Source organism: Amycolatopsis roodepoortensis (assembly GCF_014873915.1).
Lineage (GTDB): Bacteria > Actinomycetota > Actinomycetes > Mycobacteriales > Pseudonocardiaceae > Amycolatopsis > Amycolatopsis roodepoortensis.
Map to the genome: position 1 here is coordinate 3534747 of NZ_JADBEJ010000005.1, position 22767 is coordinate 3557513.

27 protein-coding genes are annotated in these 22767 nt (G+C 69.4%); 11 read left to right on the forward strand and 16 right to left on the reverse strand.

Annotated elements, in window-relative coordinates; translation table 11 throughout:
- Positions 1-2: 2 nt before the first annotated feature.
- Positions 3-1091: a hypothetical protein gene (locus tag H4W30_RS35810; protein ID WP_318780725.1), complete on the reverse strand. Its 1089-nt coding sequence runs from the start codon at positions 1089-1091 to the stop codon at positions 3-5.
- 74 nt (positions 1092-1165) lie between these two features.
- The gene (locus H4W30_RS35815; protein WP_192746588.1) at positions 1166-1996 is read right to left on the reverse strand and encodes a slipin family protein; all 831 of its coding nucleotides are present in this window, start codon (positions 1994-1996) and stop codon (positions 1166-1168) included.
- Positions 1997-2084: 88 nt separating this feature from the next.
- Here H4W30_RS35815 and H4W30_RS35820 point away from each other — a divergent pair, with 88 nt between their 5' ends.
- The 4 genes from H4W30_RS35820 to H4W30_RS35835 are packed head-to-tail and all read left to right on the forward strand — an operon-like array spanning position 2085 to position 5996.
- A complete protein-coding gene (locus tag H4W30_RS35820) occupies positions 2085-2996 on the forward strand; it encodes an aminoglycoside phosphotransferase family protein (RefSeq protein WP_192746589.1) in 912 nt (303 codons plus the stop codon).
- 44 nt (positions 2997-3040) lie between these two features.
- Complete coding sequence (locus tag H4W30_RS35825) at positions 3041-4339, forward strand: magnesium transporter MgtE N-terminal domain-containing protein (protein ID WP_126736355.1); 1299 nt, start codon at positions 3041-3043, stop codon at positions 4337-4339.
- The gene (locus tag H4W30_RS35830; protein WP_192746590.1) at positions 4332-4841 is read left to right on the forward strand and encodes a DUF1003 domain-containing protein; all 510 of its coding nucleotides are present in this window, start codon (positions 4332-4334) and stop codon (positions 4839-4841) included. The genes H4W30_RS35825 and H4W30_RS35830 overlap by 8 nt, the downstream gene beginning before the upstream one ends.
- A 9-nt stretch (positions 4842-4850) precedes the next feature.
- Entirely contained in the window at positions 4851-5996 is a 1146-nt protein-coding gene (locus H4W30_RS35835; RefSeq protein ID WP_126736357.1) for an Mrp/NBP35 family ATP-binding protein, read from the forward strand.
- 76 nt (positions 5997-6072) lie between these two features.
- Here H4W30_RS35835 and tatB read toward each other — a convergent pair whose 3' ends face one another.
- Both tatB and H4W30_RS35845 read right to left on the reverse strand, forming a co-directional pair.
- The gene (gene tatB / locus H4W30_RS35840; protein WP_192746591.1) at positions 6073-6492 is read right to left on the reverse strand and encodes a Sec-independent protein translocase protein TatB; all 420 of its coding nucleotides are present in this window, start codon (positions 6490-6492) and stop codon (positions 6073-6075) included.
- A 55-nt stretch (positions 6493-6547) separates the two neighbouring features.
- The gene (locus H4W30_RS35845) at positions 6548-8077 is read right to left on the reverse strand and encodes a S1C family serine protease (RefSeq protein ID WP_192746592.1); all 1530 of its coding nucleotides are present in this window, start codon (positions 8075-8077) and stop codon (positions 6548-6550) included.
- 161 nt (positions 8078-8238) lie between these two features.
- Between H4W30_RS35845 and H4W30_RS35850 the strand changes: the two genes are divergently transcribed.
- Positions 8239-8892 carry an LppU/SCO3897 family protein gene (locus H4W30_RS35850; RefSeq protein ID WP_192746593.1) on the forward strand — a complete coding sequence of 218 codons (654 nt, stop codon included), beginning with the start codon at positions 8239-8241 and terminating at the stop codon, positions 8890-8892.
- 9 nt (positions 8893-8901) lie between these two features.
- On the opposite strand, the gene H4W30_RS35855 is transcribed toward H4W30_RS35850, so the two are convergent.
- Positions 8902-9576 (reverse strand): anti-sigma factor family protein, encoded by a 675-nt coding sequence (locus H4W30_RS35855; RefSeq protein ID WP_126736361.1) that lies wholly within the window; start codon positions 9574-9576, stop codon positions 8902-8904.
- Positions 9573-10193 carry an RNA polymerase sigma factor SigE gene (gene sigE, locus H4W30_RS35860; protein WP_034313360.1) on the reverse strand — a complete coding sequence of 207 codons (621 nt, stop codon included), beginning with the start codon at positions 10191-10193 and terminating at the stop codon, positions 9573-9575. The genes H4W30_RS35855 and sigE overlap by 4 nt, the downstream gene beginning before the upstream one ends.
- Positions 10194-10371: 178 nt before the next feature.
- On the opposite strand from sigE, the gene H4W30_RS35865 reads away from it, so the two are divergent.
- Positions 10372-11022, forward strand: a complete 651-nt coding sequence (locus H4W30_RS35865) for an O-methyltransferase (RefSeq protein ID WP_192746594.1) — start codon at positions 10372-10374, stop codon at positions 11020-11022.
- A gap of 156 nt (positions 11023-11178) precedes the next feature.
- On the opposite strand, the gene H4W30_RS35870 is transcribed toward H4W30_RS35865, so the two are convergent.
- Positions 11179-12426: an MFS transporter gene (locus H4W30_RS35870; protein ID WP_318780740.1), complete on the reverse strand. Its 1248-nt coding sequence runs from the start codon at positions 12424-12426 to the stop codon at positions 11179-11181.
- Between the two features lie 87 nt (positions 12427-12513).
- Between H4W30_RS35870 and H4W30_RS35875 the strand changes: the two genes are divergently transcribed.
- Together H4W30_RS35875 and H4W30_RS35880 are read left to right on the forward strand one after the other, a co-directional pair.
- The gene (locus tag H4W30_RS35875) at positions 12514-13398 is read left to right on the forward strand and encodes a LysR family transcriptional regulator (protein ID WP_192746930.1); all 885 of its coding nucleotides are present in this window, start codon (positions 12514-12516) and stop codon (positions 13396-13398) included.
- A gap of 69 nt (positions 13399-13467) precedes the next feature.
- The gene (locus H4W30_RS35880; protein WP_192746595.1) at positions 13468-14079 is read left to right on the forward strand and encodes a phosphatase PAP2 family protein; all 612 of its coding nucleotides are present in this window, start codon (positions 13468-13470) and stop codon (positions 14077-14079) included.
- Between the two features lie 7 nt (positions 14080-14086).
- Here the strand turns inward: H4W30_RS35880 and H4W30_RS35885 are convergent, their stop codons facing one another.
- Positions 14087-15541, reverse strand: a complete 1455-nt coding sequence (locus tag H4W30_RS35885; protein ID WP_192746596.1) for a leucyl aminopeptidase family protein — start codon at positions 15539-15541, stop codon at positions 14087-14089.
- A gap of 90 nt (positions 15542-15631) precedes the next feature.
- On the reverse strand, positions 15632-15799 hold the full coding sequence (locus H4W30_RS35890; RefSeq protein ID WP_005155393.1) for a DUF3117 domain-containing protein: 168 nt from the start codon (positions 15797-15799) through the stop codon (positions 15632-15634).
- 195 nt (positions 15800-15994) lie between these two features.
- On the opposite strand from H4W30_RS35890, the gene H4W30_RS35895 reads away from it, so the two are divergent.
- Complete coding sequence (locus H4W30_RS35895; RefSeq protein WP_034324062.1) at positions 15995-16789, forward strand: enoyl-CoA hydratase/isomerase family protein; 795 nt, start codon at positions 15995-15997, stop codon at positions 16787-16789.
- 40 nt (positions 16790-16829) lie between these two features.
- On the opposite strand, the gene H4W30_RS35900 is transcribed toward H4W30_RS35895, so the two are convergent.
- Genes H4W30_RS35900 through H4W30_RS35930 form a run of 7 tightly spaced genes read right to left on the reverse strand, consistent with a single transcriptional unit; the run spans position 16830 to position 20443 of the window.
- Positions 16830-17402, reverse strand: a complete 573-nt coding sequence (locus H4W30_RS35900; protein ID WP_192746597.1) for a DNA-3-methyladenine glycosylase I — start codon at positions 17400-17402, stop codon at positions 16830-16832.
- A complete protein-coding gene (locus H4W30_RS35905) occupies positions 17395-17844 on the reverse strand; it encodes an SRPBCC family protein (protein WP_192746598.1) in 450 nt (149 codons plus the stop codon). Before H4W30_RS35905 ends, H4W30_RS35900 begins: the two co-directional genes overlap by 8 nt.
- Positions 17841-18143 carry a DivIVA domain-containing protein gene (locus H4W30_RS35910; RefSeq protein ID WP_039917099.1) on the reverse strand — a complete coding sequence of 101 codons (303 nt, stop codon included), beginning with the start codon at positions 18141-18143 and terminating at the stop codon, positions 17841-17843. Before H4W30_RS35910 ends, H4W30_RS35905 begins: the two co-directional genes overlap by 4 nt.
- Positions 18140-18811 (reverse strand): permease prefix domain 1-containing protein, encoded by a 672-nt coding sequence (locus tag H4W30_RS35915; protein WP_192746599.1) that lies wholly within the window; start codon positions 18809-18811, stop codon positions 18140-18142. Before H4W30_RS35915 ends, H4W30_RS35910 begins: the two co-directional genes overlap by 4 nt.
- Positions 18808-19458, reverse strand: a complete 651-nt coding sequence (locus H4W30_RS35920; protein WP_192746600.1) for a permease prefix domain 1-containing protein — start codon at positions 19456-19458, stop codon at positions 18808-18810. The genes H4W30_RS35915 and H4W30_RS35920 overlap by 4 nt, the downstream gene beginning before the upstream one ends.
- Positions 19455-20120 (reverse strand): permease prefix domain 1-containing protein, encoded by a 666-nt coding sequence (locus tag H4W30_RS35925; RefSeq protein WP_192746601.1) that lies wholly within the window; start codon positions 20118-20120, stop codon positions 19455-19457. Before H4W30_RS35925 ends, H4W30_RS35920 begins: the two co-directional genes overlap by 4 nt.
- A complete protein-coding gene (locus H4W30_RS35930) occupies positions 20117-20443 on the reverse strand; it encodes a helix-turn-helix transcriptional regulator (protein WP_005155407.1) in 327 nt (108 codons plus the stop codon). The genes H4W30_RS35925 and H4W30_RS35930 overlap by 4 nt, the downstream gene beginning before the upstream one ends.
- Positions 20444-20583: 140 nt before the next feature.
- Here H4W30_RS35930 and H4W30_RS35935 point away from each other — a divergent pair, with 140 nt between their 5' ends.
- Both H4W30_RS35935 and H4W30_RS35940 read left to right on the forward strand, forming a co-directional pair.
- Positions 20584-21762, forward strand: a complete 1179-nt coding sequence (locus H4W30_RS35935; protein ID WP_192746602.1) for a cytochrome ubiquinol oxidase subunit I — start codon at positions 20584-20586, stop codon at positions 21760-21762.
- Positions 21763-21765: 3 nt separating this feature from the next.
- Positions 21766-22758, forward strand: a complete 993-nt coding sequence (locus H4W30_RS35940; protein ID WP_192746603.1) for a cytochrome d ubiquinol oxidase subunit II — start codon at positions 21766-21768, stop codon at positions 22756-22758.
- The last annotated feature ends 9 nt before the right edge of the window (positions 22759-22767 follow it).

The following is a 22767-nucleotide window of genomic DNA, read 5'->3' on the forward strand; positions in this document are numbered from 1 at the left end:
GCCTAGAGGTCGGCCGTCGTCACCGCGTTCTCCAAGGAGTGCAGGGAGACATATCGCTGCCGCTGCACGAAAGCCGAGCCTCGTCCGGTACCGAGATGAGGCAGTGCCTGCCGCAGCTGCCGGTGGTCGGGATGTCCTGGGCCGGTCAGCAGGAAGACCTGATAGCGGCCATCCGTCCAGGTATCGTCCGACGTCTCGATGACCTTCGCGATCTTACGGTCGAAGCGATCCTCCGAAGCACCGAGCCGCGCTGCCTCTTCCGGAGACCACTCGACGTTGTCCCGGCGGTGAAGCACGGCGGGTACATCGAGCTTGACCTCACGGTCCGCGTAGAACGCCACACGCTCGATCGGCCGGAACGCCCGCCCGGATTGGCACACGTAAGCGGAGCAGGTCTCGTACAACGGCCAAGCGTGCTTCGCCGAAACGACGACGGTGTCGTCGATCGTGACCGGTCGCTGGGCGTAGACGGTCATCAGTCCGCTGCACCGCTTCAGCCAGCGCGCGGCATCCTTGTCGATGTACGCGGCCAGGTCGAAGATCTGGCGAAGCTCGAAGGGTATGTCGACGTTGATCGTCGAGTCGTGGTGCGCGAGCCGGTTCCGGAACTTGCGGACCCGCTCGACCGCGACGGCGACCTCCTTTCGCTTTCCCGACGAGTACGGGAAGGCGCGATGAAGACAATCGCGCCAGAGCTCCTCGTACTTGGGGCCGAGCAGACCTGACCAGAACCCGAAACTCAATCCGGCGATGATCTGGTGCCGGGTTTCCTTTCGCTGGGGACGCAGCCGCTCCCGCACGGTGGCCACGGCCTCCGCCACATTCTCCCCGCCGGGAGTCGGCAGCAAGAACCACGGAATGCCGCACTGGTCCTCTCGGAAATGCTCGCGAAGACACCGATCCAGAGCGTTACGAAGGAGCACCTCGAGATGGCCGACGACCTCGAAAGCGGCGGAGGAAGTTCGCGCGCTCCATTCGTACAACCGCAGGGCCGCGACCTTGTCCCCCGACGCTGCCTCGAGGTAGGGAGCCATCCGGGGTTCGGACAGCAGATTCCAGACCATGGGCTCTTCGGTCTCGACGGACAGCACCCGAAGATGCTACCGTCAGTGACGAACGCCCCAGTGTCGCCTCTGATGCAAGCGCCTGGGGCTTCTTCATGCGCTCAGCTGCCCTCCCTGGGCGCCGGCGCCACCTGACCGTTGCCCTCTGAGACCTCCGGCTCCTCCGAAGACGTCTCCCGCTTCGGCGTGTTCGCGTCGAGGAAGCGCAAAAGCTCCACCGGGAACGGCAAGACCAGCGTCGAGTTCTTCTCCGCCGAGACCTGCACGACGGTTTCCAGCAGCCTCAGCTGCAACGCCGCCGGGGTGTCGGCCATGGTCGCGGCCGCCTGCGAAAGCTTGTGCGACGCCTGCAACTCGCCGTCGGCCGAGATGACCCGTGCCCGCCGTTCGCGTTCGGCTTCGGCCTGGCGCGACATCGAGCGTTTCATCGACTCCGGCAGCGCGACGTCCTTGATCTCGACGCGGTCGATGTGGATGCCCCAGTCCAAGGCCGGGCTGTCGATCATCAGCTCCAGGCCCTCGTTCAGCCGTTCGCGGTTCGACAGCAGGTCGTCGAGGTCGCTCTTGCCGATGATGGACCGCAGCGAGGTCTGCGCGACCTGGCCGACGGCCGAGCGGTAGTCCTGCACGTTGACCGCGGCCAGCACCGGGTCGATCACCTTGAAGTACACGACCGCGTCCACCCGCACGGTGACGTTGTCGCGGGTGATGCCGTCCTGCGCGGGGATCGGCATCGTGACGATCTGCATGTTGACCTTCTGCAGCCTGTCCGCGATCGGCACCAGCAGCGCGAGCCCCGGCTCCCGGATGGCGGGGCGCACCCGCCCGAACCGGAACACGAGACCGCGTTCGTACTGTTTCACCACGCGAAGGCTGGTCGCGAGCCAAGCACCGCCCGCGACGGCGACCGCACTGAGAATCTCCACCACCATGGCTGCTCCCGGGGTTGTTCTCGCTGTTCACGGTACGCCCGGCGGGTCACGAGGGAAACACGGTGGACAGGCCTGCCAAGGTGGGTTCGTGACCGGTTTCAAGATCCCGCCCAAGTTCCTCGACCGCGCCGCCGACCTCGGGCCGGGGGCGGCCGAGTGGCTCGATTCCCTCCCGTTCCTCGCCGAGAAGTACACCGCCAAGTGGCAGCTGGAATACGACGGCGAGGCGATGCACGGCTTCGTCGGCGTCGCGCAGCCCGTGCGCCGCGCCGACGGCTCCCCCGCGATCCTCAAACTCGGCTGGCCGCACGAGGAATCCGACGACGAACCGCTCGCACTGTCCACTTGGGCCGGTCAGGGCGCGGTCCTGATGTACGACAACGTGCCCGAGGACGGCGTCCTGCTCCTGGAGCGGCTCGACGCGAGCCGGTCGCTCGAAACCGAGCCGATCAAGGAGGCCGTCGAGACCGTCGGCGCCCTGGCACGACGGCTGGCCGTCCCCGCTCCCGCCACGCTGCGGCGATCCCTTCGCGAGGAAGCCGCGGAACTGGCCGAGGAACTCCCGGAGACCTGGAGCGAGCTGGGGGAACCGTTCGATCGCAAGTACATCGACGCCGCCGTGGAGATCTGCGCGAACCTCGGGCCGGAGGCCGGTGAGCTGGTGGTGAACGAGGACCTCCATTTCGAGAACGTCCTCGCCGGTGACCGCGAACCGTGGCTGGTGATCGACCCGAAACCGCTTTCGGGTGACCTCGAGTTCGGCGCGATCTCGATCCTCTGGAACCGGGCAGAAGAGTCCACAATGGACGAAAAACTCGCGTGGTTCGCCGCGGCCGCCGGGGTGGACGCCGGACGCGCGCGAGCGTGGACGCTGGTCCGCGCGGTGCAGAACTGGACCTGGCTGTACGAAGACCTCGCCGAGGGAGCCTCGCCCGAAAGTCTCGCCGAAGACCCGGCCTACGCCGCCGTCCCCGGAATCGCCGCCTGGGCATTGCGGTGATCACACGAATCGTCTCCGGCCGCGGGAGCGGATAACCTTCGGGCATGGCAGCCGTGAACAGGGTATTCGCAGCTCAGCTGGCCGGTTTGCCGGTTTTCGGCCCCGATGGTGAATCGATCGGCAAGGTGCGGGACCTGGTGGCGGGCCTGCGCCTGGACCAGCAACCGCCGCGGATCCTGGGCATCGTGGTCGAGCTGACGACGAGGCGGCGGGTCTTCGTGCCGATGTTGCGCGTGACCTCGATCGAACCCAGCGCGATCACGCTCGCCACCGGGTCGGTGAACATGCGGCGGTTCCATCAGCGGCCCAACGAGGTGCTGGTGGTCGGGCAGCTGTTCGACGCGCACGCCACCCTCGCCGGCTCGGACACACGGGTCACCGTCGTCGACGCCGGCATGGAGCCGACACGCACGCGGGACTGGGTGCTCGCGAAGCTCGCGATCCGGGAACGGTCGAGCAGGCTCGGCCTCGGCAGACGGCGTTCGGCGATGCAGGTGCTGCCGTGGGCGGAAGTGTCCGGACTCGGGCTCACCGACCTGACCGGCCAGACCCAGGGCGCGGCGCAGCTGCTGATGCTGTTCGACACCATGCGCGCGGCCGACGTCGCCGCCACGGTCCGCGACCTGCCGCTCAAACGACGGCACGAGGTCGCCGACGCGATGGACGACGAACACCTCGCCGACGTCATCGAGGAGCTTCCCGAAGACGACCAGAAGGAACTGCTGTCCTACCTCGCCGAGGAACGCGCCGCCGACATCCTCGAGGCAATGGATCCCGACGACGCCGCCGACCTGCTGGCCGAACTGGCCCCCGCCGAGCAGAACCGGTTCCTGGAGCTGATGGAACCCGAGGAGTCGGCACCAGTGAAGCGGTTGCTGGAGTACTCCTCCGACACCGCGGGCGGGTTGATGACCCCCGAGCCGGTGGTACTGACGCCGGACGCCACGGTCGCCGAGGCGCTCGCGCATATCCGCAACGCGGACCTCCCGGTGGCGCTGGCGAGCATGGTGTTCGTCTGCCGACCGCCGACCGAGACACCGACCGGGCGGTTCGTCGGCGTCGTCCACTTCCAGCGGCTGCTGCGCGAACCACCCGCGGAGATGGTGGCGAGCGCCATCGACTCCCAGCTGCCCGCGCTGAAGCCGAACGCCTCGTTGTCCGAGGTCACGCGGTACTTCGCCGCCTACAACCTCACCTGCGGGCCGGTGGTGGACGCCGAAGACCACCTGCTCGGCGCGGTCACCGTCGACGACGTCCTCGACCACCTGCTCCCGGAGGACTGGCGCGAGACCGGGCTGCACGACATCACCGGCGAGATCACCGAGGAGACCGAACGTGCCTGAACTTTTGCCCGGGCGGCGGCTGGACCAGCCCCGCGGCCAGAGCCGGTTCAGGCTGAACATCGACCCCGATTCGTTCGGCCGGTTCACCGAACGGATCGCGCGGTTCCTCGGCACCGGCAAGTACCTGTTCTGGCAGACGCTGATCGTCATCGTCTGGATCGTGCTGAACCTGGTCGCGGTCTCGCTGCGATGGGACCCGTACCCGTTCATCCTGCTGAACCTGGCATTTTCGACGCAGGCCGCGTACGCCGCGCCGCTGATCCTGCTGGCGCAGAACCGGCAGGACGATCGCGACCGCGTCTCGCTGGAAGAGGACCGGAACCGCGCCGCGCAGACCAAGGCCGACACCGAATACCTCGCGCGGGAGCTGGCGTCGCTGCGGATCGCGCTCGGCGAGGTGGCCACGCGGGACTTCCTGCGGGGCGAGCTCGACCGGCTCCGTGAGGATCTCGACGCCAAGCCGCGCAAGGCCAAACCCGACCGCACGCCTACCGGTACGTAACATGGACCTGTGACCAGTACGCAGCAACTCCCCAGCGTCGACGATGTCCGCACCGCGCTGAAGGCCGTGTACGACCCGGAGATCAAGAAACCGATCACCGAACTCGGCATGGTCAAGGACGTGGAGGTCGGCTCGGACGGTGTGGTCACCGTCGGGATCTACCTGACGGTCGCCGGCTGCCCGCTGAAGGCGACCCTGACCAACGACACCACCGAAGCCGTCAAGAAGCTCCCCGGCGTCAGCGACGTCCGGGTCGAGCTCGACGTGATGAGCGACGAGCAACGCACGGAGCTGCGGAAATCGCTGCGCGGTGACGCCGCGGAGCCGGTGATCCCGTTCGCGCAGCCGGGTTCGCTGACGCGGGTCTACTGCGTCGCGTCCGGCAAGGGCGGCGTCGGCAAGTCCTCGGTGACGGTGAACCTCGCGGCCGCGATGGCCGAACGCGGGCTTTCCGTCGGCGTGGTCGACGCGGACATCTACGGGCACTCGGTGCCGCGGATGCTCGGCGCGCGGGAGAAGCCGACCAAGGTCGACACCATGATCATGCCGCCGCAGGCGCACGGCGTGAAGGTCATCTCGATCGGCATGTTCACCCCGGGCAACCAGCCCGTCGTGTGGCGCGGGCCGATGCTGCACCGCGCGCTGCAGCAGTTCCTCGCCGACGTGTTCTGGGGCGACCTCGACATCCTGCTGCTGGACCTGCCGCCGGGCACCGGCGACATCGCGATCTCGGTGGCGCAGCTCATCCCGAACGCGGAGATCCTGGTCGTCACGACCCCGCAGCAGGCGGCCGCCGAGGTGGCCGAGCGCGCGGGCGCGATCGCGCTCCAGACGCGGCAGCGCGTGGCCGGGGTCATCGAGAACATGTCGTGGCTGGAGACGCCCGACGGGCAGAAGATGGAGATCTTCGGCTCCGGTGGCGGGCAGTCCGTGGCCGACTCGCTGTCGAAGTCGGTCGGGTCGACCGTGCCGCTGCTCGGGCAGGTCCCGATGGACCCGCGGGTGGTCTCCAACGGCGACGCCGGGACGCCGATCGTGCTGGCCGAGCCGGACGCGCCGGCGTCGCTCGTGCTCAAGGAGGCGGCGAAGAAGCTGACCGTCCGGGCACGCGGGCTGGCCGGGATGATGCTGAACGTCACCCCCGCGGGCCGCTGACCTTACGCATTTAGTCCTCTGGATGCGGTACTTGCACACGCAAGGACCGCATCCAGAGGACTAAATGCATTAGGGGTCAGGTGGCGTCCGGGTCGACCGGCGGGCGCTCGCCCGGCTTCAGCGGCTCCGGCTGCGAAGCGGTCGCCGGGTAGCCGTTGGGCTTGGCGGCGCCGTTGGACCCGTTGGCGCCATTGGTGCCGTTGATGTTGTTGATCCCCAGCGGATCCGAGTCACCGTCGAACAGGTGCTGGGTGACGACCCGCTTCGGGTCGAAGTTCCGCAGGCCCCTCAGGTCCTCCAGCGGCTTGCGCAACTGATCGAACTCCGGGCCCATCTCCTCGCGCAGCTGCGTCTTGGCGCCGGTCGCGAAGTCGCGGACCTTGCGGACGCTCTTCGCCACCCAGGACGCCGCTTCGGGCAGCCGTTCCGGACCGAGGATGAAAAGACCCGCGACGACGATGATGAGGATCTCTCCCCAGCCGACACTCTCGAACACCCGTGTGAACCTCCGCCTCGGCGTCTTCCCCGTTCAGGGTACCCGGCCGAACCCGCTAGTCCGAGGCCAGTTTCACGTCAACGACAAGAGAAGACCCATCACGGACAAGGCGGACAGGGACCACTTCGCCGACTTCGCGGGCGCGGACCGCGACGAGCAGTTCCGCCGAGTCGCGCACGAGCCGTCCGCCGACCTCCGTGATGACGTCCCCTTCTTTGATCCCGGCGGCGGCCGCGGGGCCGCCGGGGGCGACGTTGCGGACCTGTGCGCCCATGGTGCTGGAGCCCGCGACGGTCGACGAAGCGTTGATGCCGATGTCGGGGTGGACGACCTTGCCGTCCTTGATCAGTGTTTTCGCGATCTTCACCGCGTAGTCACTGGGGATGGCGAACCCGATGCCGATGCTGCCGCCTTCGGCGCTGGACGAGCGGATCGCGGAGTTGATCCCGACCAGCGCGCCGGTCGCGTCGACGAGCGCGCCGCCCGAGTTGCCGTGGTTGATCGCGGCGTCGGTCTGGATGGCCTCGTAGATCACCGGCGCGCTGCCGCCGTCGCCACCGGCGGTCACCGGGCGGTTGAGCGCGCTCACGATGCCCGCGGTGACCGAGTTCTGCAGCGCCAGCGGCGAACCGACGGCGATCACGGAGTCGCCGACGGCGAGGTCGGACGACTTCCCGACCTGCAGCGCGGTCAGGTTCTTGACGTCGACCTTGACCACGGCGAGGTCGGTCTTGGGGTCGGCACCGACGATCTTCGCCTCGACACGCTTGCCGTCGAAGAACACGGCGGTGACCTTGGTGGCCGCGTCGGCCGTCGCGGCGGAGATCACGTGTTCGTTCGTGAGCACGTAGCCCTGGGTGTCGATGACGACGCCGGAGCCCTGCTGACCGGCTTCGGCGCCGGGTTTGAACACTTCGAGCGAGACCACGGTGGGCGCCACCCGGTGGGCGATGTCCGCGATCGAGCCCGCCGGACGTTCCTTGGCCGCGTCGGCTTCGGAGATGCTGGCCTGTCCGGTCAGTTCGGTACCGGTGTCGGCGAACCACCAGCCGATCAGCCCACCGGCGGCGCCGATGACGAGCGCGACCGCGGCAAGCATCGCCAGCGCCTTCGTCTGCACACGCCGGCCGAAAAGGACCTCCGGCAGGCTCAGCAGCGCGCCTTGCGGGCGCTTCGCGTCCTTCTCCTCGTCCGAGTCCTGATGCACGGCGGGCCCGGCGAGCACCGCGCCGGACGACGGGTCGCGCCAGGGATCCGAGGTCGTGGTCCAGAGCGGGCCTTCTGCGCCGTTCGCGGACGGTTCGGAGCCGTTGGTCCCGTGCGGCCGCTCCAGCACGACACCTTCGGCGCCCGGCGGGCGGCGGAAGGCCTCGGCGAGCGATTCCGGCGTCGGAGGCGCGAGGTTCAGGCCCGGCGCGGTCTGCCCGTTGGTGCCGGGCTGGTACAGCTTGTCGAAGGCTCCGTCGACGCCGCGCGGCCTGCCGAACGTGGCCGCCTGCGCCGGATCGACGGCGGGCCGGGCCAGCGGGCGCGGCGCCAGCCGATCCCCAGGCTGCTGCGGATTCGCGTTCGGCTGCTCGGTCATCATTCCCCGGGGCTGAGATCAGGTTGGCCGGACGCGAGAGTACGCCAAGCCTCACCCGGGATTCTGCCGTGACCACGGTGAAGTGCGCGTTGATTCCCCGAACCCGGCGAGAAATGTGACACTTTAGGCAACCATGTCTCATCACTGGCCGTCTAACGGTCATGTCCGAGTACCCGGGGGCCGGTTTCCCGCCCCAGAACGCCCCTCACCAGCAATGGCCGCAGCAGCAGTGGCCGCAGCACCAGGGCTGGCCGCAGCAGCCGCCCAAGAAGAAGGGGCTGTCCACCAAGGTGAAAGTGCTGCTGCTCGTCGCCGCGCTCGTCGTGGTCGGCGGCGGGATCGGCTTCATCTTCGTGATGAAGGCGGCCGTCGGACCGGAGAAGCAGGCCAAAGCGCTCACCGAAGGCGATTGCGTGGCGCTGACCGGCTCCGGCAAGGAGGCCGACGCCGTCAAGACACCATGCGATTCGCCGCAAGCGCCCTACGCGGTGAGCCTCACCGGGGTCGACAAGGGCACGTGGGACTGCAAGGACGGTTTCTACAAGTACGCCGTCCCGAGGGGGGCGCGCGGGGACGGCGTCGCCCTGTGCCTGGCGATCAACGCCAAGGTCGGGCTGTGTTTCGACGATATCGAGACCAAGACACCGCCACCGCTCAAGGACTGCGGGTCGGCGCGGCTGAAGATCAGCGAGGTCTTCCCGCAGATGAGCGTGGTGACCAGTCCGTGCGCCGAAGGCACGAAGGAAGTCATCTCGTACGCCAGCTATGGGACTTCGAAGTTCAAGAGCGCGACGATCTGTTTCGTCAAACCCTGACGAAACAGATCAGCGAGCGGACACCGGCATGGGCACGCTGGACGTGCTCGGGCTCGGCGTGGTGCTGCGCGGCGGCTCCGGCTGGGCGCCGCCCAGCTGCGCGGGCAGCAGCCCGGCGTTGACGCCTTGCGGCGGGGTCAAGCCGGTGTTCGGCTGTTCTTCGGTGCCGTCACCCGAGGTCGCGACGAGGGCGAGCGCGCTCAGCACCAGACCCGAAACGACGACTCCGGCGCCCTGCGCGTACTTCCGCCGGGCGAGGCCGAACCGCCCGCCGCCGAGCACGTTCGGCGACTGGCCCAGCGGCGCCGTTGATCCCAACGGCGCGGTCCCGCCCAGAACCCCGGTGTCGCGAAGGCCGGCGACCCGGTCGGGCCGCTGGATGGCCACCAGCTGACCGTCGGCGGTCATCGCCAGGTTGTCCGGTGTGCCGGGAAGTTCGGTGTTCTGCGGGATGGAGCAAAGGCTGGCCAGGAAACCCGCCGACATCGACGGGGCTCCCGCCTGCTTCACGGCCGCGACGGCCTGGCGCTGGGCGGTCACTTCGGCGGCGCAGGACTGGCAACGGGCGATATGCGCCGAAGCCCTGTCCTGGGCGCCGAGGGACAGCTCGCCGTCCACGAAGGCGACGATGGCGTCCGGAAGCAGATGCGACTCGGGGAGTCCCCAACCTCGCGGTGCGGTCATACCCCCACCTTCGCAGACTCCTGCGCCGCGGCGCGACGACGCTCCAAAGAAGCGCGAAGCGCCTGGCGGCCGCGGTGGATCCGGCTGCGCACGGTGCCGAGCTTGACACCGAGGGTGGCGCCGATCTCCTCGTACGAGAGGCCTTCGACGTCGCACAGCACGACCGCGGCACGGAACTCGGGCGGCAACTCGTCGAGCGCGGCCTGCAGGTCCGGGTCGAGGTGCGTGTCCGAGTAGACCTGCTCGGGGCTCGGGTCGTCACCGACGATGCGGTCGGTGTCCTCGGGGAGGCCTTCCATCCGCACACGCGAGCGGCGGCGGGCCATGTCGAGGAAGAGGTTCGTGGTGATGCGGTGCAGCCAGCCTTCGAACGTGCCGGGCTTGTAGGAGGCGAGCGAGCGGAAGACCCGGATGAAGGTCTCCTGCGTCAGGTCCTCGGCGTCGTGGGCGTTACCGGTCAGGCGGTACGCCAGCCGGTACACGCGGTCGGCGTGTTCACGCACGACCTCGTCCCACGAGGGCGGCGTCCATGCGGCCTCGTCCACCGTCACCGGCGTGACCTGGTCCGCGTGCTGGTCCTGCATCGTTTCCTGCATCGGGGAAGTAGGCACCTCCATCAGCGTCTTCTCCCAACTACTCCACCCAACGCGGGCGATGAGCACGGTGTTCCCGTTGTCGAGGACCAGTCTGTCCGGCCTGCTTATGTTTCTAGTGAGACTGGACTGAGAGGAGGCTGAGAAGTCGGTACCAGGGAGTCTTCGCTCTTTTGACGATAGGCAGCGCTAACCTCCGCGTGTGAATTCCGGGACGCATGCGGGCTCGCCTGCCGAGGCCGCCGACGCCGACCTCGTCGACGGCTACGTCCCCGACGACGAGGTACTGGCCGCCGCGCGGGCGCGGTCGGCCGATCTGGGATGCGGCCCGCTGAGCGCGGGCGCGGGCGCGACTCTGCGATTTCTCGCCACGACGCTGCGGGCGAAGGCCGTGGTCGAGGTCGGGACCGGGGCCGGGGTGAGCGGGTTGTGCCTGCTCGGCGGCATGGTCGACGACGGGATCCTCACCTCGATCGACATCGAGCCGGAGTACCACCGGGCGGCGCGGGCGGCGTTCCGCGAGGCCGGCTACGCGCCCGGGCGGACCCGGCTGATCATGGGGCGCGCGCTCGACGTCCTCCCCCGGCTCACCCCCGGCGGCTACGACCTGGTGTTCGTCGATTCGGCGCCGGTCGAGTACCCGAGCTGCTACGAGAAGGCCGTCTCGCTGCTGCGTCCCGGCGGGATACTGGCGTTCCACAACGTCTCGGGGACCAGGGTGACCGATCCCTCACGGCGTGATCCGGACACCCTCGCGCTGCGGGAGGTCGCGCGGGCGTTCCGCGAGGACGAGCGGCTGGTCCCGGCGCTGTTGCCGGTGGGCGGCGGGCTGCTGGTCGCCGCGATCGCGTAGCAAGGGACCTTTGCTACCACTTTTCAGACGCGTTCCGCGCCCTGCTTCGAGGGTCTGGTGTCCCCAATGGCGCATTCGAGACGCTCAGTGTCTCGAATGCGCCATTGGGGACACCAGACCGGCTCGCGATTTGCTCGACAGCGACCGAGAGCCGCACTACCTCGCCTTTGCGTGGGCCCTGACCTTCAGGGGAGGCAAGGAGGCCTTCACGGACTTCGGGACCACCGCGAGCACGGCCACCGCGGCGACGGCGAGCCAGACGGCGGTGAGCACGATCAGCCACGTCCAGCCCGCGTGCCCGTAGACGGTCGCGCCGACGGCGCCGCCGACGCTGCTGCCGAGGTAGTACGAAAGCGTGTAGAGCCCGCCCACCTGGCCTCGGGCGTTCTCGGGCGCCTCCGCGGCGGCCCAGCCGTTGGCGACGGCGTGCGCGGCGAAGAACGCGCCGGTCAGCACCACGAACCCGGCGACGACCATGGGCAGCGAGTCGGACAGCGTCAGCGCGGCGCCCGCGATCGTGAGCAGCAGCGCGCCGACGAGTGCCCGGCGACGCCCGAACCGGCCGACGAGCTTGCCCGCCGTCGCCGACGAGACCGACCCCATCGCGTACGCGAGGAAGACGAGCGACGCGATCGCAGGCGAGAGGTTCAGTGGCTCGCCGGTCAGGCGGAATCCGGCGGCGTTGTAGAGCGCGACGAACGAGCCCATCGCCAGCAGCGCGACCGCGTACTGGGCCAGCAGGACCGGCTTCCGGACGGCCGCACCGAGCCCGGCGAGCACCGCCCGGCCCTGCTCGCGCAGCCGCTCTGACCTGCGGCGATCCGCGAAAGTGGTAGCAAAGGTCCCTTGCTCCCCCGGTGGCAGGGCCAGCACCGTGACCACCGTGCAGACCAGCCCGATCCCCGCGACCACGAGCAGCGCGCCGTGGTAGCCGAACGGCCCGGCGGTGAACCCGGCCGCGAGCCGTCCGATCATGCCGCCGATGGTGTTCCCGGCGATCATCGCGCCCACCGCCGCCGCGAGCCCGGCCTTGCCGAGCCGTTCCGCGAGATAGGCGGCGGCCACTCCGGGGAACCCCGCGATCGCGACTCCCTGCAGCGCCCGGAGCACGAGCAGCGCCGGATAGCTGGGCGCCAGCGGCAGCAGGAAACCGAACACGACCGACGCGACCACCGAAGCGATGATCACCGGACGCCGTCCCACGACCTCCGACAGCGCCGCGATGGGTAGCACGGCGATCGCCAGCGCACCGGTCGCCACACTCACCGCGAGCGAAGCGCCACCGGGATCGAGGTGATACTGCTCGGCCAGCTGCGGCAGCACCGGCTGCGGCGCGTAGAGCAGCGCGAACGAGGAGATCCCGGCCGCGGCGACGGCGATCGTCACGCGGCGGGTGGTTCCGATGGCAGGCACGGACCTGAAGCTAAGCCTGGCTAAACGATACGTCTAATACGCTCATCTGCCACAATCGATACCGTGCTGAATGAAAGGATGACCGCCCAGCTAGCCCCGCAGCTCGCCCTGCTCACCGCACTCCGCCGCACGACGAACGTCACACGCGCGGCCGAACTGCTCGGCGTCCCGCAGCCCACGGTAAGCCGCCGGATCTCGGCGCTCGGCGACGCCCTCGGCGCCCCGCTCACGGTCCCCGACGGTCGCGGCATCCGGCTCACCCGGGCCGCCGAACTGCTGGCCGATGCCGCCGAACGCGCGCTCGCCGCCGTCGACGCCGGAGTCCGCCAGGCCCGCGAAGAGGTCGACCCCGAATCCGGGCACATCGTCCTCGGCTTCCTGCACCTGCTCGGCAGGTCGCTGGTCCCCACGTTGCTCCGCGGCTATCGCGCCGACCATCCGGGCGTCCGGTTCACCCTGGTCCAGGGGTCACGTCAGGACATGGTCGACCGGCTGACCAGCGGCGAGCTCGACCTCGCGCTGCTCGCGCCCGCCCCCGTCGACGACCCGCTGCTCGACGCAGCCGTCCTCACTGAGCAGGAGATCTTCCTGTCCGTGCCGACGTCGCACCGCCTCGCGGACCGGCCCAGCGCCGCCATCGAAGACCTCAAGGACGAGGAGTTCGTGCTCCTCGAAACCGGCTACGGCCTCCGCACCATCACCGACGAGCTGTGCGCAAAGGCCGGCTTCGAACCGAAGATCGCGTTCGAGGGCCAGGAGTCCGACACCGTCCGCGGTCTGGTCGCGGCCGGGCTCGGCGTCGCGCTGCTCCCCCGTTTCGAGCCGGGCAGCCCGGCGGGAGTCGTCGAAGTCCCACTGGTGCCGCCGGTCGGGCGGACCATCGGCCTGGCGTGGCGACGCGACGTGGTCCTGCCGCCCGCCGTCCTGCGGTTCCGTGAGCGGGTCCGCGCGCAGTCCTGGTGACGTTCGTCAGGGTCGATCCCTGCCGTTCGTCCACCACGCGGGCACGTCGTTTTCGCTAACTTCGGGTGAATGTACGACGACATCGTGGAGTTGGCGGGTGAGAGCCCGAGCTGGCTTCAGGCGACGGGGATCCTGTTCACGGAAGCAGGGCTGCTCGTCTACGCGGCGCTGTTCGCCTGGATGTTGTGGCGGGCGCGCACTTCGCCGGTCCGGATCGCCGTGGCGTTGCTGCCGCCTGCCGCGACCGCGATCGCGTACCTGATCAGCGAGGGCCTGAAGAGCGTGATCCAGGAGGATCGGCCGTGCCGGAACCTCGTCACGCTCGTCGACTGCCCGCCGATCGGCGACTGGTCCTTCCCGAGCAACCACTCCACGATCGGCGCGGCGGCCGCCGTCGGCCTGGCGCTCGCTTGGCGACGGCTCGCGCCGTGGGTGCTCCCGGGCGCCCTGCTGATGGGCTTCTCACGAGTCTTCGTCGGCGCGCACTATCCGCACGACGTGCTCGCCGGGCTCGTCCTCGGCTCCCTCACGGCGTGGCTCGTGTTCCGGTACCTGACCGGCCCCGCGACCAGAATCGCCCGGCGGCTCACCGCCCACGCCGGGGACGCGCCGACCCAGCCCATGCCCAAGGTCGACCTGCGGAGCGGTAGCAAAGGTCCCTTGCTCCCGCCCCGCAGGTAACCGCAGGTCAGGCGTAGGAGGCGACCAGTTCGACCAGCGTCCGCGCCGCGAATCCGGTGGCCCCCGGCACGACGTCGGCGTAGGTCTTGTCGGCCCGCGCGGGGCCGGCGATGTCGAGATGCGCCCACGGCACGTCGCCGACGAACTCCCGAAGGAACAGCGCCGCGACGATGCCACCGGGGCCACCCGGCGCCTGCCGGACGTCACCGAGCGAACCCCGCACGGTTTCGGCCAGGTCCTCCAGCAGCGGCATCCGCCACCATGCCTCGCCGACCCGCTCGCCCGCCTTCGTGACCCGCTCCGCGAGCGCGTCCTCGGTGGCGAAGACGCCGCCGGTGCGGACGCCGAGCGAGACCTTCATGGCCCCGGTCAGGGTCGCCGCGTCGATCACCGCGTCCGGCTTGTGCTTCTTGATGCCGTAGACGAGCGCGTCGGCCAGGACCATGCGGCCCTCGGCGTCGGTGTTGCCCACCTCGGTGGTCTTGCCGCCGTAGTGCCGGACGATGTCGCCAGGCCGGTACGACGAACCGGACACGTGGTTTTCGGCGGCGGGCACCAGCCCGGTCACCTTCACCGGCAGGCGCAGCGCCGCGATCGCGCGGACCGCGGCGATGATCGCCGCGCCGCCCGCCATGTCGGTGCGCATGAGGTGCATGCCGTCGGCCGGTTTGATCGAAAGACCGCCGGTGTCGAAGGTGATGCCTTTGCCCACCAGCAGCAGGTGCGTCGTCGCCCCGCGCGGCCGGTATTCCAGCTCGATCAGCCGCGGCGGCGCGGCCGACCCGCCGCCGACGGCGAGCACGCCGCCGAAGCCCTGTTCGGCCAGCCACTTCTCGTCCCGCGCCGTCACGGTCAGGTTCGGGATGCCCCCGGCGACCCTGGCCGCCGTATCGGCGAGCCAGGCGGGGGTCTTGACGTTCGACGGCGTGTTCGCCAGATCGCGCGCGAACGCGGCGGCCGCGGCGAGTTCGCGGACCCGCTCCAGGTCGCCCTCGTGCCGTGTGATCAAGCGCACGGTCCGCAAGGTCGGCTTCGGCTCCTCGGCCGTCACCGTGAACCGGTAACCGCCGAGCAGCAGCCCGAACGCGAGTTCCTCGATGTGCTCGGCGCCCGCGTCTTCGGGCAGTTCGACGGCGAAGGAGCGGAACGCCTTCTGCCCCGCCTTGACGTCTTCTTCCAGCGCCGACGAAACGGCGCGGACCAGTGCGGCACCGGCCTTGCGGTACTGCTTCGGCTCGCCGTCGCCGACCCCCGCCAGCCAGCGGACGGCGCCCGTCGGGACGGTCTGCACGTCACCGGCCTTGCCGGTGGGCCGCACGCCGCCGATCTCCGCGAGCCCGGCGTCACCGTCCTCTTCGGACGGCGCGGCGATCAGCTTGGCCAGCGGCGTACCGCGCCTGAGGTCGTCCGAGACTTCGAGTTCGAGCAGCTTCCCCGGAACGGGGGGTAGCGGGTTACGCACAGTGAGCGACCTCCGGGCGCAGATGAACCGCGACCCCGGCCTCCGAAGGGAGACCGGGGTGCGGGTGGTTGAACGTTGGTGCGGTCCGGCTCAGCCGGTGACCTCCTGCAAGGCCGCGCCGAGATCCTTCGCTTCTTCCGCGGAGAGTTCGACGACGAGACGCCCACCACCTTCGAGTGGTACGCGCATCACGAGGCCCCGCCCCTCCTTAGTCACTTCGAGGGGACCATCTCCGGTCCGGGGCTTCATGGCCGCCATAGCGTGCTCCCTCCGTCTCAACCGGCGCGCCCGGGTCGCGCTCGTCAAAGCCAGCCGGGTCTACTGTCCATTGTCCCTCATCAGCGGCCGAGCGCGAACGCGGACCGATCTTTTGCCGCCGTATCGGTGCTGGTATGCGGCTCGCGAGGCTGAAAGACTCCTCTCAGACCGCAGTTTCGCCGACTAGGAGATCCCGTGACCACATCCGACGTTCTGCTGACCGCCGACGCCGATGGCGTGCGCACCTTCACGCTGAACCGGCCGCAGGCGTACAACTCGCTGACCGTCGAACTCAAGGAACTGCTGCTGGCGGGCCTGACCGAGGCCGCGGCCGACGACAGTGTCCGCGCGGTCGTGCTGACCGGTTCGGGCAAGGCGTTCTGCGCCGGGCAGGACCTGAAGGAGCACGTCGGGCTGCTGCAGGCGGGTGACCCGGCGCCGCTACACACGGTCAAGGAGCACTACAACCCGATCGTCAAGACGATCGTCGGGATGCCGAAGCCGGTCATCGCGGCGGTGAACGGCCCGGCGGCCGGCGCGGGCGCGGCCTTCGCGTACGCGAGCGACCTCCGGATCGCCGCGACGTCGGCGAACTTCCTGATGGCGTTCGCGAACGTCGGCCTCGGGCCGGACTCGGGCGCGTCGTGGACGCTGCAGCGGCTGATCGGTCTCGGCCGCGCGGCCGAACTGATGCTGCTGGCGCGCACGGTCGACGCCGCCGAAGCCCTCACGCTGGGCCTGGTCAGCGAGGTCGTGCCGGACGAGGAACTGGCCGCCCGCGCGCAGAAGGTCGCCGCGAAGCTCGCTGCCGGCCCGACGGTCGCGTACGCGAAGATCAAGAACGTCCTGTCGGTCGCCGCCGAGTCGTCCCTCGAAACCGCGCTGGCGGCCGAGGACGAGGCCCAGACCGCGCTCGGCGCGACCGCCGACCACACCGAGGCCGTCGAGGCCTTCGTGGGCAAGCGCAAGCCGAACTTCCAGGGCAAGTGACCTCGTGAGTGGCTAGGACGGTTCTAACCGTCCTAGCCACTCACGAGCCGGCCCGGAAGCAGTCCTTCACGTGGTCGTCGACCATCCCTGTCGCCTGCATCAGCGCGTAACAGGTCGTCGGCCCGAGGAACACGAAACCGCGCTTCTTGAGTTCCTTCGCCATCGCCTTCGACTCGTCGGTGATCGCCGGGACGTCTGCCATCCGCCGCGGCCGGGTGTGCGACGAAGGCGCGAACGACCACAGCAGGTCGTCCAGCGAACCGTCGAGTTCCTCGATCGCCCGCGCGTTGGTGATCGCCGCCAGGATCTTCGCCCGGTTCCGCACGATCGACGCGTCCTGCATCAGCCGCTCGACGTCGTCGTCGGTGAAGGCCGCGACCTTCTTGGGCTTGAACTTCTCGAACGCCTTCCGGAACGACTCCCGTTTCCGCAGGATCGTGATCCACGAAAGCCCGGACTGGAACGACTCCAGGCACAGGCGTTCGTACAGTTCCTCGTCGCCGTGGAGCGGGAAACCCCATTCGGTGTCGTGGTACTCGGCGTAGTCCGGGGCCGAGTTGCCCCACGAACACCGCTTGATCCCGTCCGCGCCCAGCAGACCCGCCTCAGCCAACCCGGTACCCCTCCGCGTACTTCACGAATCTCTGCAGGCACAGCCGCAGTCCCAGTTCGAAGCCCGGTTTCGCGACCGGCCAGCCGAGCCGCCCGACGACGCCGAACGGCGGCCGCAGATGCTCCGCCCAGACGAACGTCGACGCGTGCGGCCCCTTCTCGATCACCTGGAACACCCCGGTGCCCTGCACGATCTTGCCGGTATGCCGCACGACGCAGCGCAGCGGCGGTTCCCAGCCGGTGATCTCCATGGTGTCGGTGAACCCGATCCCGGCGACGCCGGTGAACGCCGACAGTTTCGAGCCCACGCTGCGCCCGTTGCCCTCGACGACCTTGACCTCGGTGCCGAGCATCCATTCGCTCTGGCGTTCCCAATCGGTCAGGGCGAGCCACGCCGTCCCGGCCGGTACCGCGACGTCGACGGAGACGACGACATCGGTCACCTGGCGCCCTCGCGCTCGGCCTCCAGCTCGGCCACCTTGGCGCGCAGCTCCTCGATCTCGACGCCGAGCCGCCGCATGACCCAGTCCACTTCGGACATCTTGTAGCCGCGCAGCACCATCTGGTAGCGGACTGCGTGGACGTCCTCGGCGGTGATGTCCTCCGCGGGCAGCCTGGTCGGCGAGCTGCCCGGCGGCAGCGGGGCGAGCTCCTCACCCCGGCCGAACACCACGGCGGCCAGTAAGAACACCACGGCGGCCACCAGCAGCATGACTACGAGATAGATCAGGGCGGTCGTCACGCGACGATCGTGGCACACGAACGCCACGATCGTCGCGCCAGCAAGGCGAGTCGCACGCTGACCACGACCCAGAGCACCATGAGGATCCCGCACGGCACCGACAGGAACAGCCTCGACGCGTCGATGACGCCGGTGGCGATCACCAGCAGCGCCACCGAAAGCAGGTTCAGGCCGACGGCCTCGCCGATCAGCACGCCGGCGGTCTTGACCAGCCGGGCGCCGTCCAGCCGCCGGGAAAGCCAGCGCATGGAGACGAGGGCGATCACGCCCAGCACCGGCACGATGAAGACCGAACCGTGGGTGAACTGGGCGATGTACTTGTACCAACCCGGCGTCGGCGCGAGCTGCGACCACTCGCCGAAGGTCCATTTGCGGGCGAACTCCCAGGCGAGCTGCATCATCGGCACACCGAGGATCAGTTTCCACAGCGTGCGGGTGCCGCTGTGCATCCCCAGTTCGGCCTGATAGTCCCGGGCGATCAGGTGCACCGGCCCGAAATCGGCGACGGCACGCCGCTGCGCCTCTTGTTCGCTCCAGCCGCCGTCGCGGTACGCGTCCGCGGCGTCGTCGAGCCCGTCCCGCGCTTCACGCAGCAGATCCCGCTTCGCCGACGCCGGGCCGTCCAGCCGCGCGCGCAACTCCCCGAGATAGGCCTCGATCACCGTCATGCCGTGGTTCTCCAACTCCGCGCGGCGACCGTGAGCCGCATGCTGAACAGGATCCAGGTTCCGGACATGACCGCGCACGGCACGCTGACGAGCATGCGGGCCGGCTCCAGCAGCCCGGTCGCGCCGCCGTAGGTCGCGACGGCGACGAGGTTCAACCCCACGGCCGCGGCCAGCACCCACGAGACCGCGCGCGCGACCGGCGGACCGGCCGCCCGCCGCGAGAGCAGCCTTGCCGCGATCAGCCCGGCGATCGCGACGGCCGGGGACGCCGCCGCCAGCGTGTCGGCCGTGCCGATCGCGCGGTGGTACCAGGACGGCGCGGCGCCGAGCGCAGACCAGTCGGCGAAGCTCCGCGCCAGATCCCAGCCGAGGATCAGCAGCGGGACACCGGCGATCAGCTCCCATAGGACACGGATGTCGCGCCGCAGCCCCAGTTCCGCCTGGTAGTCGCGGGCGATCAGGTCTGCGGGGCCGAAGTCGGCGACGGCACGGCGTTCGGCTTCCGCCTCGTCCACACCGCCCGCGCGGTAGGCGTCGGCCGCGTCGACCAGACCGTCCCTCGCTTCGGTGAGCAGATCGGCTTTCGCCGCCGACGGCCCGCGCAGCCGTCGTTCGAGTTCGCCGACGTAGGCCTCGATCGCGTTCATGCGGCGAGCGCGGGCCGGGGCCGGAAAGCCGGTGCGAGCAGCCAGAAACTGAAGGCGACCCAGCCGAGCGCCACCAGGTTGCACACGAGGCTCACGTTCATCCTCGACGGATCGAGGACCGTGGTGCTCACGGTGAGCAGCAGCAGCGCCAGCAGGTTCGTGCCCGCCGCGGCACCCACCGTCCACCGCGTCACCTTCCCCAGGCTCACGCTGTCGAGCCTGCGCCCCAGCCGCCGGGCCCCGAAAAGCGACACCGCTCCGATCACGGCCGGAACGAGGACCAGGACGCCGAAGATCTCGATGACGGCCGTGAACCACTCCGGGTTCGGTTTCCCCGAACGGCTCCAGTCGCCATAGGTCCAGATCCGCGCCAGCTCCCAGGTCACCTGGATCAGCGGCACGCCGACGATGACCTTCCACAACGTGCCGATATCGCCGCGCAACGCCAGCTCGGCCTGGTACTCGCGGGCGATCACAGCGGCCGGGCCGAAGTCGGCGACGGCACGGCGTTCGGCTTCCACCTCGCCGGCACCGCCTTCGCGATACGCCTCGGCCGCGTCGACCAGACCGTCCCTGGCCTCGGTGAGCAGATCGGTCTTCGCCCTCGCCGACCCGTTCAGCCGGCTGTCCAAGTCGCCGAGGTAGGCCTCGATCGTGCTCATGCCGTGCTCCCCCCGAGGACACCACCGATCACGGTGGTGAACTCCTGCCACTCCGCCCGTTCCGCGGCCAGCGCCTTCTGCCCTGAGCGCGTGAGCTTGTACGTACGACGTTTGCGGCCGGACACGACGTCCCATTCGCTGGCGAGGAATCCGGCGCGCTCCAAGCGGCGAAGCGCCGGGTAGACGGTGCCCGTCGGCAAGTCGAGCGCGCCGTCACTGCGGAGCTGGAGCGCCTCGATGATGGCGTACCCGTGCAGCTTCCGGCCGTCGAGGACGGCGAGGAGCAGCGCGTCGAGGTGCCCGCGCAGGCTGTCGGCCTTCATAGATAGACAGTCTACACATCGCCGCGTACCAGGGTAGCCGGGACTTTCCCGGACCGGCCTCAGGGAATGTCCCCGAGATCACCCCGATTTCATAGATTTAGTGGCTACATGTAGCCAGCCTACGTATACAGTGCTTCGACATGGACGCACTCCCGATCGCGAGACTCCAGTTCGCGACGACGACCTCGTTCCACTTCCTGTTCGTGCTGCTCACACTGGGGCTCGTGACACTCGTCGCGGTGATGCAGACACGCTCCGCGTTCGGCGCCAAGCCGGAACTCACGCGGATGACTCGCTTCTGGGGCAAGCTTTACGTGATCAATTACGCGCTGGGAATCGTCACCGGGATCGTGATGGAATTCCAGTTCGGGCTCACCTGGACCGGCCTGTCCGCGGTCGCGGGCGACGTCTTCGGCGCGCCGCTGGCCATCGAGACGCTGGTGGCCTTCTTCGCCGAATCGACCTTCCTGGGGCTCTGGATCTTCGGCTGGGGGCGGCTGAACAAATGGGTCCACCTGGCGCTGATCTGGCTGGTCACGCTGACCGCGTACGCCTCGGCGCTGTTCATCATGGTGGCCAACTCGTTCCTGCAGAACCCGGTCGGCACGCACGCCGAGAACGGCGTGCTGAAACTCGACGACTTCGGCGCGCTGTTCACCAACCCGGCACTGACGAGCTCGCTGCCGCACGTGCTGAGCGCGGCGCTGATGACCGGCGGCTTCTTCGTGGTCGGCGTCAGCGCGTACCACTTCATCAAGCGCACCAAGGAGATCGAGTTCTTCCAGCGGTCGATGCGGATCGGCGTGCTCACCTCGCTCGTCGGCAGCACGCTGGTGATCGGCTTCGGCTTCGCCCAGTTCGGCCCGCTCGGGGAATACCACCCCGGCAAGCTGGAAGGAGCGGATCCCATCGTCGGTGTCTCACTGGGCTTCATGATCCAGATCGGGTTCATCGCCTTCCTCGCTTCGATCCTCGGCACGCTGCTGCTGTTCCGGAACTGGATCACCAAGGTGCGGCCGCTGCTGTACGTGATGGTGCTGGCCATCCCGTTGCCGTTCGTCGCGGCGATCCTCGGCTGGCTGGTGCGGGAGATCGGCCGTCAGCCGTGGCTGATCCGCGGGCAGCTGACCACCGCCGACGCCGTCGCGGCGATCCCGGCGGGGCAGATCCTGTTCTCCTTCATCGCTTTCACGCTGTTGTTCCTGGTGCTCGCGATCGCCGACTGGGTGCTGATGTCGCGGGTCGCGAAACGCGGCCCGGAGCCCGTCGAAGAGGCGGCCGCGCCGCGTGCCGAACTTCCCGTCCTGAGCGGAGTCTGACCGATGGTGATCCTCTGGTGGTGTGTGCTCGGTTTCCTGACCGCGGGCTATTTCGCGCTGGCGGGCTACGACTACGGCGTCGGCATGCTGCTCGGCAGGCTGGGCCGTGACGAGGCCGGACGACGGCGCGTGCTCGGCGCGTTCGGCCCGTTCTTCCTGGCCAACGAGGTGTGGCTGGTGGCCGCGGTCGGCGTCCTGTTCGGCGCTTTCCCGCATCTGGAAGGGAAAGTGTTCGCCGGGGCCTACCTCCCGGTGGTGACCCTGTTGCTCGGGCTGGTCACCTTCACCGCGGCGGTGCAGCTGCGCAGCAGGCGGCCGGACGCGCGCCGCGGTGCCTGGACGCTGGCGATCACCGTCGGCGCGTGGGTGACGGCGGTGTCCTGGGGCGTGTTCCTCGGCAACCTCGTCCTCGGGCTCCCGCTCGACGCGGCCGGGAAACCGACCGGCGACGTCCTCGCGGTGTTCAGCCCGTACGCGCTGCTCTGGGGCGCGGGGTTCGTCGCACTGTTCGGCTTGCAGGGAGCGGCTTTCCTCGCCGTCCGGGCACCGGCGGAGTTCACCGCCCGCGCGAACCGGATCGCCAAGGCCCTGCTCGCGCCGGCGCTCGCGTTCCTGGTCGTGGCGGTCGTCTGGGGTGCCGTCGAGACGACCGCGTCGTGGTCCGTGCTGCCCGCGATCGTGCTGGCGTTCGGCGCGCTGGGCGTCGCCTGGACGGCCTTGCGCTCCGCGCGGCACAAGACGGCACTCGTCGCCACCATGACGCTGTCGGCGGCACCGGTGCTGGCCGTCGGGACCGCCCGCCTGCCCGAAGCGCTGGTGTCCTCTGTGGACGGAGGCTTTTCGCTGAGCCTGACGGAAGCGGCCACCAGTACCGAGATGCTCGGCCTGCTCACGTTCGTCCTGCCGCCGGCGCTGGTGGCGATCGCCGCCGTGCAATGGGTGACGTGGCGCAGGCACGACACCCGCGTCGACCAGCGTTCGCTGCTGCACTTCTAGGAGCTTGGA

Coding starts and splice junctions, on each gene's coding strand:
- H4W30_RS35935 (WP_192746602.1), top strand. CDS start 20,584: ATGGACGCACTCCCGATCGCGAGACTCCAGTTCGCGACGACGACCTCG.
- H4W30_RS35875 (WP_192746930.1), top strand. CDS start 12,514: ATGACCGCCCAGCTAGCCCCGCAGCTCGCCCTGCTCACCGCACTCCGC.
- H4W30_RS35915 (WP_192746599.1), bottom strand. CDS start 18,811: ATGACGGTGATCGAGGCCTATCTCGGGGAGTTGCGCGCGCGGCTGGAC.
- H4W30_RS35845 (WP_192746592.1), bottom strand. CDS start 8,077: ATGACCGAGCAGCCGAACGCGAATCCGCAGCAGCCTGGGGATCGGCTG.
- H4W30_RS35880 (WP_192746595.1), top strand. CDS start 13,468: ATGTACGACGACATCGTGGAGTTGGCGGGTGAGAGCCCGAGCTGGCTT.
- H4W30_RS35850 (WP_192746593.1), top strand. CDS start 8,239: ATGTCCGAGTACCCGGGGGCCGGTTTCCCGCCCCAGAACGCCCCTCAC.
- H4W30_RS35815 (WP_192746588.1), bottom strand. CDS start 1,996: ATGGTGGTGGAGATTCTCAGTGCGGTCGCCGTCGCGGGCGGTGCTTGG.
- H4W30_RS35920 (WP_192746600.1), bottom strand. CDS start 19,458: ATGAACGCGATCGAGGCCTACGTCGGCGAACTCGAACGACGGCTGCGC.
- H4W30_RS35825 (WP_126736355.1), top strand. CDS start 3,041: ATGGCAGCCGTGAACAGGGTATTCGCAGCTCAGCTGGCCGGTTTGCCG.
- H4W30_RS35855 (WP_126736361.1), bottom strand. CDS start 9,576: ATGACCGCACCGCGAGGTTGGGGACTCCCCGAGTCGCATCTGCTTCCG.
- H4W30_RS35925 (WP_192746601.1), bottom strand. CDS start 20,120: ATGAGCACGATCGAGGCCTACCTCGGCGACTTGGACAGCCGGCTGAAC.
- H4W30_RS35940 (WP_192746603.1), top strand. CDS start 21,766: ATGGTGATCCTCTGGTGGTGTGTGCTCGGTTTCCTGACCGCGGGCTAT.
- H4W30_RS35930 (WP_005155407.1), bottom strand. CDS start 20,443: ATGAAGGCCGACAGCCTGCGCGGGCACCTCGACGCGCTGCTCCTCGCC.
- sigE (WP_034313360.1), bottom strand. CDS start 10,193: ATGGAGGTGCCTACTTCCCCGATGCAGGAAACGATGCAGGACCAGCAC.
- H4W30_RS35890 (WP_005155393.1), bottom strand. CDS start 15,799: ATGGCGGCCATGAAGCCCCGGACCGGAGATGGTCCCCTCGAAGTGACT.